This is a genomic window from Clostridium sp. CM036, from assembly GCF_055081135.1.
This window is the reverse complement of the sequence record NZ_CM143652.1, coordinates 1,041,365-1,060,700: the sequence shown is the minus strand read 5'-3', so window position 1 is coordinate 1,060,700 and position 19,336 is coordinate 1,041,365. Positions and strand designations below refer to the sequence as shown.

General features: G+C 28.6%; 9 protein-coding genes. 5 read left to right on the top strand and 4 right to left on the bottom strand.

The window, feature by feature from the left end:
* Positions 1-510 (top strand): shikimate kinase, encoded by a 510-nt coding sequence (locus tag ACWJKE_RS05055; protein WP_216304045.1) that lies wholly within the window; start codon positions 1-3, stop codon positions 508-510.
* Positions 511-851: 341 nt separating this feature from the next.
* Complete coding sequence (gene htpG, locus ACWJKE_RS05050) at positions 852-2,732, top strand: molecular chaperone HtpG (RefSeq protein WP_216304044.1); 1,881 nt, start codon at positions 852-854, stop codon at positions 2,730-2,732.
* A gap of 141 nt (positions 2,733-2,873) precedes the next feature.
* Here the strand turns inward: htpG and ACWJKE_RS05045 are convergent, their stop codons facing one another.
* Positions 2,874-3,134: an IS3 family transposase gene (locus ACWJKE_RS05045; protein WP_462959200.1), complete on the bottom strand. Its 261-nt coding sequence runs from the start codon at positions 3,132-3,134 to the stop codon at positions 2,874-2,876.
* A 336-nt stretch (positions 3,135-3,470) separates the two neighbouring features.
* Complete coding sequence (locus tag ACWJKE_RS05040; RefSeq protein ID WP_369811885.1) at positions 3,471-3,620, bottom strand: IS3 family transposase; 150 nt, start codon at positions 3,618-3,620, stop codon at positions 3,471-3,473.
* A gap of 292 nt (positions 3,621-3,912) precedes the next feature.
* Here ACWJKE_RS05040 and ACWJKE_RS05035 point away from each other — a divergent pair, with 292 nt between their 5' ends.
* From ACWJKE_RS05035 to ACWJKE_RS05025, 3 genes are all read left to right on the top strand, one after another.
* Positions 3,913-8,469: an amino acid adenylation domain-containing protein gene (locus ACWJKE_RS05035; RefSeq protein WP_462959199.1), complete on the top strand. Its 4,557-nt coding sequence runs from the start codon at positions 3,913-3,915 to the stop codon at positions 8,467-8,469.
* 101 nt (positions 8,470-8,570) lie between these two features.
* On the top strand, positions 8,571-11,759 hold the full coding sequence (locus ACWJKE_RS05030; protein WP_462959198.1) for a non-ribosomal peptide synthetase: 3,189 nt from the start codon (positions 8,571-8,573) through the stop codon (positions 11,757-11,759).
* Positions 11,756-17,758: an amino acid adenylation domain-containing protein gene (locus ACWJKE_RS05025; protein ID WP_462959197.1), complete on the top strand. Its 6,003-nt coding sequence runs from the start codon at positions 11,756-11,758 to the stop codon at positions 17,756-17,758. Before ACWJKE_RS05030 ends, ACWJKE_RS05025 begins: the two co-directional genes overlap by 4 nt.
* A gap of 273 nt (positions 17,759-18,031) precedes the next feature.
* Here the strand turns inward: ACWJKE_RS05025 and ACWJKE_RS05020 are convergent, their stop codons facing one another.
* Together ACWJKE_RS05020 and ACWJKE_RS05015 are read right to left on the bottom strand one after the other, a co-directional pair.
* Positions 18,032-18,271, bottom strand: coding sequence for a hypothetical protein (locus tag ACWJKE_RS05020; RefSeq protein ID WP_216304039.1), 240 nt, complete (start codon positions 18,269-18,271; stop codon positions 18,032-18,034).
* Between the two features lie 97 nt (positions 18,272-18,368).
* Entirely contained in the window at positions 18,369-19,109 is a 741-nt protein-coding gene (locus ACWJKE_RS05015) for a LytR/AlgR family response regulator transcription factor (RefSeq protein ID WP_216304038.1), read from the bottom strand.
* Positions 19,110-19,336 lie beyond the last annotated feature (227 nt).

Here is a 19,336-nt window from a genome sequence, read left to right as displayed (position 1 = left end):
ATGAAAAATATAGTTTTAATTGGGATGCCCGGTTGTGGTAAAAGTGTCATTGGAGAAATAATCGCAGAAAAGATAGAAATGGCATTTATAGACATAGATGCATATATTGAAGCTAGTACAAATCTTACGATTACTGAAATGTTTAAAAATGGTGAGGCTGGATTTAGAGACATAGAATCTAAAGTAGTTGAGAAATTATCTAAAAAAAATCGAGTAATTATTTCAACTGGCGGTGGAGTGATTAAAAAACATGAAAATATTTTAAATTTAAAGAAAAATGGTATTATAATTTACATAAACCGTCCTATTGAAAATATAGTAGCGGATATAGATGTTGAGACCCGCCCCTTACTAGCAAAAGATCCATCTAAGCTTTATAGATTGTTTGAGGAGAGAGGTCACTTGTACAAACAATATTGTGACTATGAGGTTATGAATACTAGTGATATTTACGATGTAGTGAATAATATCATAGAAATATATATAAATGAGATGTCGTTAATTAAATAACTTAACACAGAAAAAAAGCTGTTGATTATTAAACAGTATCGTTGAAAAATAATTGTAAACAAGTATTTTATCATTTAGCATTGAGTAATATGGAAATTATTATTGTGAAATGAATTCAAATAAAGTAATATATATATAAGATTAAATTCAAAACAACAAATTATCTATATTTAAAATGGAGAGAGTAAGTTAATAAATGTTTGAGATGGAAGAAAAATATATTATGTACGTTGACAAATTATAAAAAAAGGTGTAGTTTATAACTAGCGTTAGCACTCGATAACATAGAGTGCTAACAAAATAAAAAATAAGAAGATTTGGTACGAAAGGGGAAATTTTAATTGGAAAAAAAGCAGTTTAAAACGGAGTCTAAGAGAATTCTGGATATGATGGTAAATTCAATATATACTCATAGGGATATTTTTTTAAGAGAACTTATCTCTAATGCTAGTGATGCTATTGATAAAATTTATTATAAGACATTAGCGGATGATTCATTGAATTTTGATAAGGGTAATTACTATATTACAATAGCCAGTGATAAGTTAACTAGAACAATAAAAATTTCTGATACAGGAATTGGAATGACAGAAGCTGAACTTAGTGATAACCTAGGAGTTATAGCTAAAAGTGGCTCTTTAGCATTCAAAAAAGAAAATGAAATAAAAGATGGGTACGACATAATTGGACAATTTGGAGTGGGATTTTATTCTGCATTTATGGTAGCAGATAATATTACTGTTATAAGTAAAGTTTTTGGTAGTGATGAAGCACATAAATGGGAATCTAATGGTGCAGAGGGTTATACCATAGAACCTTGCGCAAAAGATACTGTTGGAACAGAAATTATACTTAAAATAAAAGAGAATACAGAAGATGATAACTTTGATGAATTTCTTGATGAAAATGGACTAAAATCTATTGTAAAGAAATACTCCGATTTCATTAGGTATCCAATTAAAATGGATATAAGTCAGTCAAGACTTAAAGAAGGTAGTGAAACAGACTACGAAGACTTCGTTGAGGAAAAGACTGTAAACAGCATGGTTCCTATATGGAGAAAAAATAAAAGCGAACTTACTGATGAAGATTATGATAATTTTTACGCTGAAAAGCACTATGGATTTGACAAACCAGCAAGGCATATCCATATTAGTGTTGATGGTGTTATAAGTTATAATTCAATTTTATATATTCCAGAAAAAACGCCTTATGATTTCTATACAAAAGAATATGAAAAAGGCTTAGAATTATATTCAAGTGGTGTTTTAATCATGGATAAGTGTGCAGATTTATTGCCTGACTATTTTAGTTTTGTAAAAGGAATAGTTGATTCAGAAGATCTGTCGCTTAACATATCTAGAGAAGTACTGCAACATGATAGACAACTTAAACTTATAGCTAAAAACATTAAAACTAAAATTAAAAATGAGTTAGATAGTTTACTTAAAAATGAAAGAGAAAAATATGAAGAATTTTATGAAGCATTTGGAAGACAATTGAAGTATGGTATTTATAGCGATTTTGGAAGTAACAAAGATGTTTTGCAAGATTTATTGTTGTTTTATTCATCAAAGGAGAAAAAGAATGTTACTTTAGATGAATATGTTTCTAGAATGCCAGAGGATCAAAAATATATTTATTATGCTTCAGGAGAATCAAACGCGCGAATTGAAAAATTACCACAAATTGAAATGGTATCAGATAAGGGATTCGAAATTTTATATTTCACGGATGAGGTAGACGAATTCGCTGTGAAAATGATAATGAAGTACAAAGAAAAGGAATTTAAATCTGTATCAAGTGGTGACTTAGGTATAGAAGTAGATGAAAAAGAAAATCCTTCTAGCACTGATGAAAAAGACAATAAAGAATTATTTGAACATATGAAAAGTGTTTTAACAGGTAGAGTTAAGGATGTTAGGGCATCAAAAAGACTTAAGAACTACCCAGTATGTTTATCAAATGATGGTGACCTTACAATAGAAATGGAAAAAACATTAAATTCTATGCCTAACAATGAAAACATAAAAGCAGATAAGGTTTTAGAAATAAATATAAATAATGATATGTTTAAAGTACTTAAGGAATCTTTCGAAAAAGATAAAGTTAAGTTAGATTTATATACTAATATATTATATAATCAGGCGCTACTTATTGAAGGATTACCGATTAACGATCCGGTAGAATTCACAAACAATATATGTAAAGTAATGATATAAGAAAAATACGCTTTCAATAAAAATTTAAGAGAGCTTTGCAAAAGCGTTACAAATATATAAAAAAAGCATATGCTATATTTGGAAGATGGTTTCTGTATTGTGAAATATAACCCATAAACTAGACAGTTTAAAAAAAATGACCTATGTTAGCACTAAAAAGTGAGTCCTGTATTGAGCAGGGCTCATTTTATTTAATCCCCACTGGTATCTGTCATTATTATAGTAACTCATATAATTATCAACTATTTCTACTAACTCACCGAATGACATAGCTTGTTTATATTCCATCTCGTCTTTCATATGCCCGAAAAATGATTCCATAGGAGCATTATGTAAACAATTACCTTTTCTAGACTTTGATTGTGTCAGTCCTAATTCTTTAACACGAGATTGAAAATGCATTTGTATAATGAAATCCTTGATCAGGGTGTATAATTGTATCTGAATTATCTTCCAAATTAAGGTTACATTCTAACCTATTAAGCGTTTTTAACACTATACTCAATCTGATATTGTTTAAATTCTCGTTTTAATAGGTTTGATAGTGTTTTATGTTCATGGTTTGCTTTTAACATCTTAGCATAAGTCTTTGCCCTTCCTACCTTAGTAATTAAACTATATTTTTTCATAAGCCTTCTTATACGTTTGTGATTCGTTCATTTATTAATCCAGCTTCCCCCAAATGATCATAGATTTTTCTCCAGCGAGCCAGCGTATTGACTGGGTTTCGCTTTTCTATTATAGATATGTCAAATCCACAATGCCTAAAGAAATCCATAGGGGCTTTTTTAGAGTCCATTGATATCTATCTTTATTATAATAGTTCGCATAGTCCTTAATTTCATTTTTTACGCTTTTAGAATAGCAGGCTACCGCCTGAAAAATCATGTGATATTTTAAGTTGAATAATATATCGTGAATACATTTTTTTATCTCAAAGCTAACAAATTTAAATTATATAACGACTTATGGTCTAAAATATGTATTTCATGGTAATAGAGTTTACACTATTTGTACATCTGTGTAAAATGATTATTATAAAGTAATGCCCTATGTATGAAAGAGAATTAACATGTCTTACAAAACTATTATTTAGTATGGAGTGCAATGAGCAAGCAGCATATTGTAGTTCATAGAAGGAGTGGTTAATCACTGAATAAGAAGAATAGGTGGTATAAAAATGGTAAAAAAACAATTAAATGAAGAAGAAATACAAATTTATCCGTTAAGTTTATATCAAAAAGATGTATGGGTTGAACAATGCTTATATAAAGATAAACCAATATATAATATTGGTGGTTATGCAAATATTAATGGTCCTATCGAATACCAAATGTTTCAAAAATCGGTACAAAAGCTAATTGAAGACAATGATAGCTTAAGAATTAGAATATTTGAAAATGATGGACAACCTTCGCAGAAAATATTAAAAGAATTGAAATATGAGGTACCGTTTTATGATTTTTCCATAAAAGAATATGCGGAGAAATTTTCTTTGAATTGGATGCAAAAGGAATTTTTAAAACCATTTATTTTTGATAATGGTGAGAATTTATTTCGATTTGTTCTTATTAAAGTAAATAATAATAGGTATTTCTACTTTATGGAATCGCATCATATAGTATCAGATGGATGGGGATTTTCACTAATATTTAAAGAGACAGTTAATAATTATAACAATATAACTGAGACAAAAAGCAAGTTAGAAAAGTATTCCTATTTAGAATTTATAAAAGAAAATAAAAGATACCAAGAATCAGATACATATTTAAAAAATAAAATGTTTTGGAAGGATAAATTCAAACATATTCCAGAAGCTCTATTTACTAAGGGTGTGAATAGTAATGGAGGTATAGTTAGTAATAGAGAAAGTCTAGTAATAGAAAGAAAAGTGTATGATGAAATAATTGAATTTTCTAACAAGAGAAAATGTTCCGTATTTCACTTTTTTCTTGGTATATTAGCTGTATATTTCGGAGAGGTTTGCAATAAAGAAGAGGTAGTAATAGGAGTTCCCATATTAAACAGAACAAAAGCTAGCAATAAGCAAATAGTAGGACATTTTGCCAATGTTATACCATTAAAGATAGCTATAATAAAAGAAAAGACATTTTCATATATGATAAATGAAATAAGGATGGAATTAGGAGAGTGTTACAGACATCAAAAACTTTCTTTTGGTGAAATTTGCGGTAGCATTTATAAAGAAAGAAAAGACGGCTTATTTGATATAACTTTATCCTATGAACATCATAATTACGCAGCAAATTTTAATGGGGCAAAAACGGATATAAAAACGTTAAGTAATCATCATGAAAGAAATTCCATGAGCGTATTTATACGAGAGTTTGACGAGTGTAAAGATGTTGAGATTAACTTTGACTATAATATTGAAGTATTTAAAAAATTTATGCCTATAAAAGATGTAATTACACATATCCAATATTTAATTAAACATATTATAGATAGTGATGAAAAAAGTATTAATGATATTGAAATAATTACAGAACAAGAAAAACATCAGATATTATGTGATTTTAACGATACAAAGGCAGAATATCAAAAATATAAGACAATATACGAATTGTTTGAGGAACAGGTTGAAAAAACGCCAGATAATATAGCGGTAGTATTTGAAGATAAGAAGCTAACTTATAGAGAACTAAATGAGAAAGCCAATAGTTTAGCAAGAATATTGAGGGAAAAAGGCGTTAAACCAGACAGTGTAGTAGGAATAATGATAGAGAGTTCTCCGGAGATGATAGTAGGAATACTTGCAATTTTAAAAGCTGGAGGAGCCTATTTACCAATAGAACCAAGTTACCCACAAGAGAGAATAAAATACATATTGGAAAACAGTAAGTCTTCTATACTTATTACAAAGTCAGCATATATGGATCTATTTAACATTGAGGTAGAAATAATAGACATGGATAATACTGAAATCTATAATACTGATAAAGAGAATTTGGGGAAAGTAAATATACCCCAAGATTTAGCTTATATAATCTATACATCAGGGAGTACTGGAAAACCTAAAGGTGTTGTAATTACGCATGAGGCAGTGTTAAATACAATACAGGATATAAATAGTAAATTTGCAGTAAAAGAAAATGATAAAATCATAGGACTTTCTTCTGTGTGTTTTGATCTATCAGTATATGATATCTTTGGGGCTTTGAGTACAGGAGCAAAGCTTGTGCAAATTAAAGATCAACGAGATGTAAATAAAATTATTGAGGTATTAAAGGATAAAAGTATAACTATATGGAACTCAGTTCCTGCTATTATGGATATGTTAATAGAAAGTATAACAGAGCCATTTAAAAATGAAAATTTGAGACTAGTAATGTTAAGTGGAGATTGGATTCCTTTAAAATTGCCTGGAAAAATAAAAAAATATTTTCCAAATGCAGCAATAATAAGTTTAGGTGGTGCAACAGAAGCTTCTATTTGGTCTATCTATTATCCGGTTACGGAAGTTAAAATCGAATGGAATAGCATTCCATATGGAATGCCTTTATCTAATCAAAGTTTCTATGTGTTAAACAAAGAAATGAAGTTATGTCCATTTGGAATCCCTGGAAAGTTATATATTGGAGGAGTTGGATTAGCAAAAGGGTATATGAATGATATAGAAAAGACGAAAAATGCGTTTATTAATCATCCTGAGTTGGGTAAATTGTATAGTACTGGAGATTGGGGGAGATTTCGTAAAGAAGGATATATTGAATTTTTAGGTAGAAGAGATCATCAGGTGAAAATAAGAGGCTTTAGAATAGAACTTGGTGAAATAGAAAATCAGTTATTAAGGCAAGAAAATATAAAAGAAGCAGTAGTAGTAGATAGAGAAGACAAAAAAGGGAATAAATACTTATGTGCATATATAGTATTTAAAAAGGAAATGACATTATCAGAATTAAGAGAAAGTTTGTCAAAAGAACTACCAGACTACATGATACCATCATATTTTATACAGATAGAAAAGTTGCCGTTAACACCAAATGGAAAGGTAGATAGAAAATCACTGCCAGAGCCAGATGGAGAAATAAGTACAGGAGTAGAATATGCGGTACCACGAAATGAAATAGAAGAGAAAATGGTAAAGGTATGGTCTGAAGTATTAGGAGTAAAAAAAGTAGGAATTGATGACAGTTTCTTTGAATTAGGGGGAGATTCAATTAAGGCTATACAGGTCTGCGCTCGTTTAAGCAGATATAATTTGAAGATAACAGTTAGTGAGTTGTTTGCAAATCCAACAATAAGAGAATTAAGTATAAATGCTAAGCAAGAGGATAAACAAATAAATCAAAAAGTTATACAAGGAGAAGTAGAACTAACTGCTATACAAAGGTGGTTTTTTAAACAGGAATTTACCAATATGCATCATTGGAACCAAGCATTTATGATGTACTCAAAAGAGTGTTTTGATGAAAAAATTATAGATAAGGTATTTTCGAAAATAGTTGAACATCATGATGCATTAAGGATAGTTATTAGAAAAGAAGAAAATAAGCTAATTCAGTACAACAGGAGAGTAGAAGATAAATTATTTGATTTATCAGTTATGGATTTGGGTAATAAAGAATCATATCAAGCAGAAATGGAAGAAGAGGCAACAAAGATACAGTCAAGTATAAATCTAATTGATGGACCTCTTGTAAAGTTAGGGTTGTTTAAAACTAAAGATGGAGATCATTTGTTAATAGTAATACATCATTTAGTAGTGGATGGTATTTCGTGGAGAGTTTTACTTGAAGATTTTTCGGCAGGATATAGATGTGCTGTAAATAAAGAAAAAATAGAACTACCTATAAAAACACATTCATTTAAGGAATGGTCAGAGAATATTCAAAAATACGCTAAGAGTAATAAACTATTAGAGGAAATAGAGTATTGGAAAAATGTCGAAGATACTGAAGTAATAAAACTTCCTAAAGATCATCAAACTACAAGTAATAATTGGTATAGTTCTAAGAAGGTACAAATGAAAATATCAAAAGAAGAGACAGATAAGCTATTAACAGATACAAATAGAGCTTATAATACAGAAATAAATGATATTTTATTAGCTGCACTAGGATTATCAATAAAAAATTGGACAGGTGAAAATAAAGTTTTAGTAAGTATTGAAGGGCATGGAAGAGAAGAAATAATACCTAATATGAATATAACAAGAACAATAGGATGGTTTACATCATCTTATCCTGTAATTTTAGATTGTGAAAAATCTGAGGATATAAATTACTATATAAAATCAACAAAGGATGGTATAAGGAGAATTCCCAATAAGGGAGTAGGATACAATATATTAAAATATGTAACACTTAATGAGTATATAAAAGATTTAGAATTTAAACAAAACCCTCAAATAAGCTTTAATTATTTAGGCCAATTTGATAATGATGTAAACCAAGAAATGTTTAATGCATCATTTATTCCTACAGGAGATGCTATAGGTAAGGAATGTCAACGTTTATATGATATAGACATAAATGGCATGGTAGTAAAGGGAGAATTGTGTTTAAACTTTGAATATAATAAAGATGAGTATGATGAGAGCACAATTATAGAACTTGTTAAAAATTATAAAGAAGCACTACTAGATATTATTAAATATTGTGTTGAAAAAGAAGAGACGGAAATGACACCAAGTGACTTGGACTATAAAGAAGTTTCTATTGAAGAACTTCAAGATATAAAGTTAACAATTGGAAGTTTATTTAATGAAATCTGATCTCTATTGAAGTGCAATTTGAAATTACTACTAATATATCTTGCTTCGTGTTTCAGTTAGACTGAAGCAAGGTATATATTAAAAATGGGAGATGATAAATAGTGAGTAATAATGAAATGATAAAAAATATATATCCCTTATCTCCAATGCAAGAAGGTATGCTATTTCATAAATTATTGGGTAATGATAAAAATGCATATTTTGAACAATCATCTTCTAAAATAATTGGAAGCTTAGAAGTGGAATTATTTGAAATAAGTATAAATAAACTCATTGAAAGATATGATGTTTTAAGAACCTTATTTATATATGAAGATAAAAAAAGACCTTTACAGATTGTACTAAAAAAAGCCAAAATAAAAATATGCTTTGAAGATATATCGTCCTTAAGAAGTAGTGAGAAAGTAATATTCATAAAGGAATTTAAAGAAAAGGATACAGTTAAAGGATTTAACTTGTCAAGGGAAATTTCAATAAGAGCTTCGATAATTAAAACAGATGAAGAAAAGTATATTTTTATATTAAGTTTTCATCACATAATTTTAGATGGATGGAGTATTCCAATTATATTTAATGAGCTTATGTATATATATAGTGCGCTTAAGGAAAATAGGCCTATAAAATTTAAAAAAGTAAACGAGTACAGTAATTATATAAAATGGTTAGAAAAGCAAGATAAAAAAGAAGCTCTTTTATATTGGGAGAAATACTTAGAAGACTACGAACAACAAGCGCAGATTTCACAATTAGCTAAGTCCGTTAAAGAGGTTAAGTACATAAACAGTGATATAAAATTTATTATAGATAAAGAAACAACAAACAAGTTAGAAAATATAGCAAGAAAGAATAAAGCAACTGTAAACACAGTGTTTCAAACTATATGGGGAATATTACTTCAAAGATATAATAATGTAAATGATGTTGTGTTTGGAGCCATAGTATCAGGTAGACCGGCTGAAATTGATGGAATTGAAAATATGGCAGGGTTGTTTATAAATACTGTTCCAGTACGAATAAAAAGTAGCACAGACAAGAGGTTTATAGGATTATTAAAAGAAGTACAAGATGCTAATGTTAAGTCTAAAAAGTATGAGTATGTGCCATTAGCAGAAGTACAATCAAATACAAGTATAAAACAAAAATTAATAGATAATATAATGGTATTTGAAAATTATCCAGTGATTGAACATAATAAAAAATTAGATTTTAAAATACAAATGGATGAAGTTGTTGAACAAACTAATTATAATTTTAATATTATAATTGGAATGACTGATGAAATATTTATAAAATTAAATTATAATGCATCTATTTATGATGATAAGTATGTAAATATGATAGCAGGTCATATAAAACATGTCATAAAAGAGGTATCAGAGAATCCAGAAATAAAGATATCAGAAATAGATATGCTTTCAGAAGAGGAAAAGACAAAAATATTAGTAGAGTTCAATGATACAAAAGCAGAGTATCCAAAGGATAAAACAATTCATGAATTGTTCGAAGAACAGGTAGAAAAATCACCAGATAATATAGCAGTAGTACTTGAAGATAAAAAGCTAACTTATAGAGAACTAAATGAGAAAGCAAATAGTTTAGCAAGAATATTGAGAGAAAAGGGCGTAGAGCCAGATTCTATAGTAGGAATAATGGTGGAAAGATCTCTGGAGATGATGATAGGGATAATGGGAATATTAAAAGCGGGGGGAGCATATCTACCTATAGATCTAAGCCATCCAAAGGAAAGAATTGAGTATATGCTAGTGGATAGTGGAGTCAAAGTATTATTAAGCGCAGAAAGATTAGTAGATAACATAGAGTTTGATGGAGAAGTTATAGATTTAGTTGATAAAGATTTATTTAAAGGTAATTTAAGTAATCTAGAGAAAGTAAATCAATCAAGTAATTTAGCGTATATTATATATACTTCAGGTACAACTGGTGAACCTAAGGGGGCGATGATAGAGCATTTTAACCTTAATAACTTTATACATTCCTTAGCTAAACAATTTGATAAGGGATTTAATTCAAATGATAGGATTTTATCATTAACAAACTATGTGTTTGATGTAAGTGTATGCGAGTTCTTTGTGTCATTAATCAGTGGAGCAACTTTAGTTATTAATCATAAACAAAAGACCTTTGATCCTATTGAAATAGCAAAATTAATAGTTAATAATCAAATAACGTTTACGTATATTCCACCGTCTCTGTTATTAGAAGTCTATGAAAATTTAAAGATGAATAAGAGAAAGGTAAGGCTAAGGAAATTACTGGTTGGTGTTGAAGCAATAAGAGGCGAGACATTAAATAAATTTTATACTCTAAATAAAGACTTAGAGATAGTAAATGGTTATGGACCTACTGAAACAACTATATGTTCAACTTTTTATAAGGTAACTAAAAATGAGCCTCAAAATAGAAATGTACTAATAGGAAGAAGTGTAGGAAATACTAATATTTATATTTTAAATAAATATTTAAAAATAGTTCAGGTAGGAGTAGTAGGAGAGTTATTCATAAGTGGAGATGGGGTATCAAGAGGATATATAAATAAACAAGAATTGACAGATGAAAAGTTCGTAGGAAATCCATTTAAATTAGGTACTAAAATGTATCACACAGAAGATTTTGCAAGATGGCTACCTGATGGAAATATAGAATTTATAGGAAGAACAGATAATCAAGTAAAAATAAGAGGCTTTAGAATAGAACTTGGTGAAATAGAGAATCAGTTATTAAAGCAGAAAAATATAAAAGAGGCAGTAGTAGTAGATAGACAAGATAATCAAGGAAATAAATACTTATGTGCGTATATAGCATGTGATGAAGAAATGACGGTAGCAGAATTAAGAGAAGGGTTGAAAAAAGAATTACCAGAGTACATGATTCCAGCATATTTTATGCAAATAGAGAGGATGCCACTAACACCAAATGGAAAGATAGATAGGAAAGCATTACCAGAGCCGGATGGAGAAATAAACACAGGAGTAGAGTATGCATCAGCAACAAATGAGACAGAAGAGAAGCTAGTAAAGGTATGGAGTGAAGTACTAGGAGTAGAAGGAATAGGTATTGATGATAATTTTTTTGTATTAGGAGGACATTCACTAAAGGCTATACAGGTAGTGTCAATGATACATAAAGAGCTAAATGTAGAAGTGCCTGTAGGTGAGGTATTTAGTAATACAACTATAAGACAGATAGGAGAATATATAAGCAAATCAAAGGAAAGTATATACTCATCAATAAAAGTGGTAGAAGAAAAATGGGAGAAGGAAGTACTATGAGTTTGATATTTAGAATAAAAGCATCTTCAGCACAAAAGAGGTTATTTACATTAAATCAGTTTGAAAAAGAAAAAACAAGCTACAATATGCCATCAGTAATGGTAGTAGAAGGAAATTTAGAAAAAGAAAAAGTAGAAGAAACATTTAGAAAGCTTGTTGAAAGGCATGAAGCATTTAGAACTTCTTTTGAATTAAGAGATAAAGAAATAGTACAAAAAATACACAAAGAGGTAGAATTTTATTTAGAATACATAGAATTAAAGAAAGAAGAAGAAGAAGAAACAATAAAAATAATAGTAAAAAGCTTTATAAAACCATTTGATCTATCAAAAGCACCTTTATTAAGAGTGAAACTAATAAAAATAGAAGAAGAAAAACATATATTAATGATAGATATGCATCATATAATATCAGATGGTACATCTATAGGAATTATTATAGAAGAATTCTCAAAGCTTTACAAAGGAGAAGAATTAAAAAAATTAAAAATACAATATAAAGACTATTCAGCATGGCAAAATGAAGCTTTAAGCTCAGAAAATATGAAAAACCAAGAAGAGTATTGGAAAAATGTATTTAAGAAGAAAATACCTGTATTAGACATGCCAACAGATTATAAAAGACCTACAATGAAAAGCTTCGAAGGAGAAAGTATAGGATTTAAGATTGATAAATATATAACAGAAAAGGCAAAGAAAATAGGAATGGATAATGGAACAACATTGTATATGACATTATTGTCAACATACAATATACTGCTATCAAGATATAGTGGACAAGAAGATATAATAGTAGGCTCACCAATAGAGGGAAGACCACATGCCGATTTACAAAAAATAGTAGGCGTGTTTGTAAATACTCTTGCAATGAGGAACTATCCAAAAGCAGATAAAACCTTTAAAGATTTTTTGCAGGATGTAAAGAAAAATGCATTAAATGCATACGAAAATCAAGATTATCAATTTGATGAATTAGTAAAAAAGTTAGATATAAGAAAAGATTTAAGTAGAAATGCACTATTTGATGCTATGTTTGTATTACAGAATACTGATGTTTACGGTATAGATATTGATAGCTTAAAATTCAAACCATATAGCTTTGAATATAAAATGTCTAAGTTTGATATTACATTATCAGCAATAGAAGCAAAAGGAGAAATATCATTCAACATAGAATACTGCACAAAGTTGTTTAAGAGAGAAACAATAGAAAGAGTAATACAACACTTTATAAATATATTAAAAGAAGTATCAGAGAATCCAGAAATAAAGATATCAGAGATAGAGATGATTTCAGAAGAAGAAAAGATAAAGATACTAGTAGATTTTAACAATACGAAGGCAGAATATCAAAAAGATAAAACAATATATGAATTGTTTGAGGAACAGGTTGAAAAAACGCCAGATAATATAGCAGTAGTATTTGAAGATGAGAAGCTAACTTATAGAGAACTAAATGAGAAAGCCAATTGTTTGGCAAGAATATTGAGGGAAAAAGGCGTTAAACCAGACAGTGTAGTAGGAATAATGATAGAGAGTTCCCCGGAGATGATAGTAGGAATACTTGCAATTTTAAAAGCTGGAGGAGCCTATTTACCAATAGAACCAAGTTATCCACAAGAGAGAATAAAATACATATTGGAAAACAGTAAGTCTTCTATACTTATTACAAAGTCAGCATATATGGATCTATTTAACATTGAGGTAGAAATAATAGACATGGATAATACTGAAATCTATAATACTGATAAAGAGAATTTGGGGAAAGTAAATATACCCCAAGATTTAGCTTATATAATCTATACATCAGGGAGTACTGGAAAACCTAAAGGTGTTGTAATTACGCATGAGGCAGTGTTAAATACAATACAGGATATAAATAGTAAATTTGCAGTAAAAGAAAATGATAAAATCATAGGACTTTCTTCTGTGTGTTTTGATCTATCAGTATATGATATCTTTGGGGCTTTGAGTACAGGAGCAAAGCTTGTGCAAATTAAAGATCAACGAGATGTAAATAAAATTATTGAGGTATTAAAGGATAAAAGTATAACTATATGGAACTCAGTTCCTGCTATTATGGATATGTTAATAGAAAGTATAACAGAGCCATTTAAAAATGAAAATTTGAGACTAGTAATGTTAAGTGGAGATTGGATTCCTTTAAAATTGCCTGGAAAAATAAAAAAATATTTTCCAAATGCAGCAATAATAAGTTTAGGTGGTGCAACAGAAGCTTCTATTTGGTCTATCTATTATCCGGTTACGGAAGTTAAAATCGAATGGAATAGCATTCCATATGGAATGCCTTTATCTAATCAAAGTTTCTATGTGTTAAACAAAGAAATGAAGTTATGTCCATTTGGAATCCCTGGAAAGTTATATATTGGAGGAGTTGGATTAGCAAAAGGGTATATGAATGATATAGAAAAGACGAAAAATGCGTTTATTAATCATCCTGAGTTGGGTAAATTGTATAGTACTGGAGATTGGGGGAGATTTCGTAAAGAAGGATATATTGAATTTTTAGGTAGAAGAGATCATCAGGTGAAAATAAGAGGCTTTAGAATAGAACTTGGTGAAATAGAAAATCAGTTATTAAGGCAAGAAAATATAAAAGAAGCAGTAGTAGTAGATAGAGAAGACAAAAAAGGGAATAAATACTTATGTGCATATATAGTATTTAAAAAGGAAATGACATTATCAGAATTAAGAGAAAGTTTGTCAAAAGAACTACCAGACTACATGATACCATCATATTTTATACAGATAGAAAAGTTGCCGTTAACACCAAATGGAAAGGTAGATAGAAAATCACTGCCAGAGCCAGATGGAGAAATAAGTACAGGAGTAGAATATGCGGTACCAAGAAATGAAATAGAAGAGAAAATGGTAAAGGTATGGTCTGAAGTATTAGGAGTAAAAAAAGTAGGAATTGATGACAGTTTCTTTGAATTAGGGGGAGACTCAATTAAAGCCATTCGTATGATATCGAAACTGCGAGAATACGGTTATGAGATAGGTATAAGAAATATTATGAGAGATAGAACTATTCGAGCAATTCGTACAGGAATTAGTAAAGTAGAAATAAGTAATGCAGAACAATCAGAAATAGTAGGTAAAGTTGGGTTAACACCAATACAAATAGACATCTTTACAAATAAGCTTGAAGTTCCAAATCATTTTAATCAATCCTTTATTCTTGAAAGTAAAGAAAGAATAAAGCAAGAAAGTCTTAAAAAGGCACTCACAGCAATTGTAGAGCATCATGATATACTTAGAGCAGTGTACAAAGATGATGAACTAACAATAAGGTCAAATTCTGAAGGTAGCTTGTATAACTTTAAGTATTATGATTTTTCTGATATTAAAGAAGAAGAAATATTATACAGAAAAATAGATGAAAGTGCAAATGAAATACAATCGAGTATTAATATTTCAACTGGACCATTAATGAAAGTAGGAGTATTCTGTACAGAATACAAAGACTATTTATTCATTTCCATTCATCATTTAGTGGTAGATGGAGTGTCGTGGCGAATCATTTTAGAAGACTTAAGCAGAGGATATTTAGCATCAAAAGAGAAAAAAGAAATTATACTTCCAGCAAAAACTGTTTCATTCAAGAAATGGAGTGAGACATTAAGAAGATATAGAGAGAGCAATGATTTGAAGAAAGAGATTGTTTATTGGAAAGATATTGAACAAAAGGTTAAAGAGAGTAAGATGGGATTTACAGTAAATGAAGTCGAACATGGAATAAATGATGTTACTGTTCATTTAACTAGTGAACAAACAAATGATTTACTATATAAAGCGGGACGAGCTTATGGGACAGAAATTAACGATTTGCTTTTAACAGCATTATTTAGAGCAGTTAATAAAGTTACAGGAATTAAGAGTGTGTCTGTAAGCGTTGAAGGGCATGGAAGAGAGCCAATAGGGTTCTCCATGGCAATTGACAGAACTGTAGGATGGTTTACAAGCGTTTATCCTGTAGCAATAAATGAAATCGGAGAAACAATAGTAAAGGACATATGTAAAATAAAAGAGACTCTAAGAAAAATTCCTAATCATGGAATTGGATATGGAGTGCTAAAAGTATTAGGAGATGATGTGCTGGAGGGAATAGAGCCTGATATCACATTTAATTATTTAGGGGAATTTGGACAGGAAAATAATACTGAGGATTTTTTATTAAGCAATATCTCTTGTGGACAAGAGATATCAGAAAAAAATAGATTTGGAACACCTATTTCAGTTAATGGTGCTATTATTAACAAAGAACTTAATCTAATTATCAATTTTGATAAGGAGAGATTCAGTAAATGTTTCATAGAAGATTTCAAAAGACAGTATGAAAAACAATTACTTGATATCATAGGGCACTGTGTAAAGGTAAGAAAAAGAGAGAGTATAGAAGTAAATGGACTAGAAATGAATAATAGTTACAATAATTTCGATATGAATCAGTTTATTTGGTCAAGATTTAGTGTTGATAGTATTCTTAAGGTTATTAGTGTAGATAAGCAAGCATATTCTATATTATTTGTAGAAAACATGGATCAAAAAATCAGAAATGAAATTATTAACACAATAACTGAAAAATTGTCAATAAAACATATGCCACATTACTGTATTAATATGAGAAAACATCAACTCTCACAAAGCATAATGGATGAAAAGATGTTTAGAGAGATGTGTAGCGATAATAACTCTTTAAGCAATAAAGATTTTTCACAGATTGAATTAAAGAACTTTAATAATAATTTGAATAACAAAATTATAGACCAATATATAGCTTCTTGTATGCAAAAATCTTTTCTTGAAGCAACGGGCACTATAATAGAAGAAGTGATAACAATTAATGGAATTTATAGCCAAGATAAAATTATGGAAGCAGTTAAATTAGTTGTTCAAGAACAAAGTGTATTAAGAAGTTCATATGAGAAGTGTGATAGAGAATATATTATTTCCGAACATAAATATGATACTTCATGGTATGTTCCATATGTTGACTTAAGATACAGTTCCTATGAATATATCACTACCATTCATAAAGATATTTACGGAATGAAAAATGGAGAAGGTAACTGTGATGGTCGAAATAATTTGATTAGAATGGTGATTACTAGAGAGTCGGAAGTATGTCATAAACTCCATATTATAGCACATCATAGTGGATGGGATAAAGCCAGTACACAAATTTTAAATGATAGGTTAAATGATTTAATTAAATCTGATTCAACTGAAACATTAATTAAAACAACGTATAAAAATTATATTGAAGAGATTAAAAATTGTAATGGATTTACAAAAAATATTGGATATATGGCAGAATTAAAAATTGAAGATTTTATAGAAAATGTTAATGAATATGTTCGAGGTAATATAGATAATAATCTCGAAAAATCAATACTTTTAACAATAAAAATGGGACCAAAATCGTTGAAGGTTTTAAAAGAAAAGCCATGGAATTTATTAACTCATGTATTGAGAATTGTAGCAAGGGAGAATCAATTAATCTCACTAGATAAAACTATTATACCAATGTTTATTTTACAAGAAGATAGAAGAGGTAAGGAGAGAAATTATACCAATACAATGGGTGAATTTTTAGATATATTACCAATATTAATAGATTGCTCACAAGATGCAATTAAATGCGATATGCAAAAATACGTAGAAAAAGTTCAAAATATTAAAAAAGATGAAAATATTAATTATTTAGAACTTTTTAACAGGCAACAGCAAGATTTTTATTTATTAACTGCATCTGTTTTGTCAATCAATTATCATGGTATTTTTGAATTAACATATGATATAGTACAAAAAATGTTAAGTTTAGATAAGATAAGAAGGGCAACAGAAATTTTTGTTAATTGTTATTCAAACTATCTAGTTATATCATTTCCTATTTATAAGAAATGCATTAATAATTTAGAAAAAATCTTACAAGATGAATTCAACATATTAGAGACTAAATTTAGTGAGGGATAACATTTAAACTTCAAATGAAAAATGTGGATTCCACCATTCTCATTTAAAAGGTAAAACAGTTTATGGTCATCAATTAGTTACCGTTATGTTATTGTGCGATACTCTTGTGCTACCATATATCATCGTGGTGAAAATAAAGCATGAATCAATTAGTTAATTCACGAGGAAATACCACTAAAAAATAAAAGTGGTATTTTCTCATGATAAAAATAATATAAAGAGTAATGGATGAAAATTTATGATGTACCCTGGTTAACCAACTAAACTCCTTATTTATATATATTCAATTTGTTTATTAAAGGAATAAAGTGAATAATTTAAAATATTTATAATCATGTTTAAAGATTCGTAGTCTTTTGAAACATATTCTAACATATTTGTGTATTCCATAAGTTTAGACAATTCTTCGTTTCTGCATTCTTGTTCAAAATTTCTTTTTACATTTTCATTATTTAATTCTGTAAGTATAATTATTAAAACTAAAGAATTTAATACAATAAATAGATTTATCATGAATAATTTTATGAAGATATTTAAATGACTTATAAAAAAATTGGATATAAATAGAGTACCATTACAATAGTAGAAATTATAGTACTTATATTTAAAACTAAGCTAAGCATTTTTTTATCAGTCCCTTTAGATACATTGCAGAAACAAAACAAGTTTCATCATTTACAAAATATATAATACGATTTTGTTTATCAATTGAGTTTATGTTAGTTATGTTTACCAAATATGATTTATGAGCTTTATAAAAACATGAGTTTAATTCAACCTCAAAATCTTTCAATTTTCCATAAAACTCAAATTGTCCATTATTTGTATGGAGCCTCAATTTATGAGTTATAGTTGTTGTTTCAAAAAATAACATGTCGCATAAAGAGAAATTAGTTATTCTATTTCCTAAATTTATCGCTATAGTTACTTTTTCTTTAGTATTATTTTTGTTGTAATCATTACATGATTCTAAAATACACTCATTAATTTTATTCTTAATACTTTTAATATCACCTTTTAAAATATAATCTAAAGCTTGTACTTTATATTTGAAAGTTAAAAGAGACATCTCAGAATGTGCTGTAATAAAAACAATATATCCTTTTGAATCATACTTTCTTATAATCTTAGCAAGTTCTATTCCTGATATTTGATCTTTTAGGTCTACATCAAGAAAATAAATAAAGATTCTCTCTTTATTGCTTTTTACATAAGCAATGACTTCTTCATATTTTCTTGTTGATAATTCTATTTCTAAATCAATTTTCAAATTTATTAATTCATCTTTTATAATGTTTTCAATTTGTTTTTTTTGATGTTCATTATCTTCACAAATTATGATACCAAGCATTGTATACCCTCCTAAAGTTATTTCAACACTGATTATTACATATTGTAACATAATAATCCGAATTATGCAGTCCTATTGGTCAAGATATTATCATAAGCATATCTCTCCTTCGTTCGAGAAGATCATATTCCATTATCTTTTATATAAAATTAAAATAATTATTCAACAATAAGTAAATTATGTAATATTTTAAGTTGTACTAAAAATGTTCTTAACATCCGACTCGC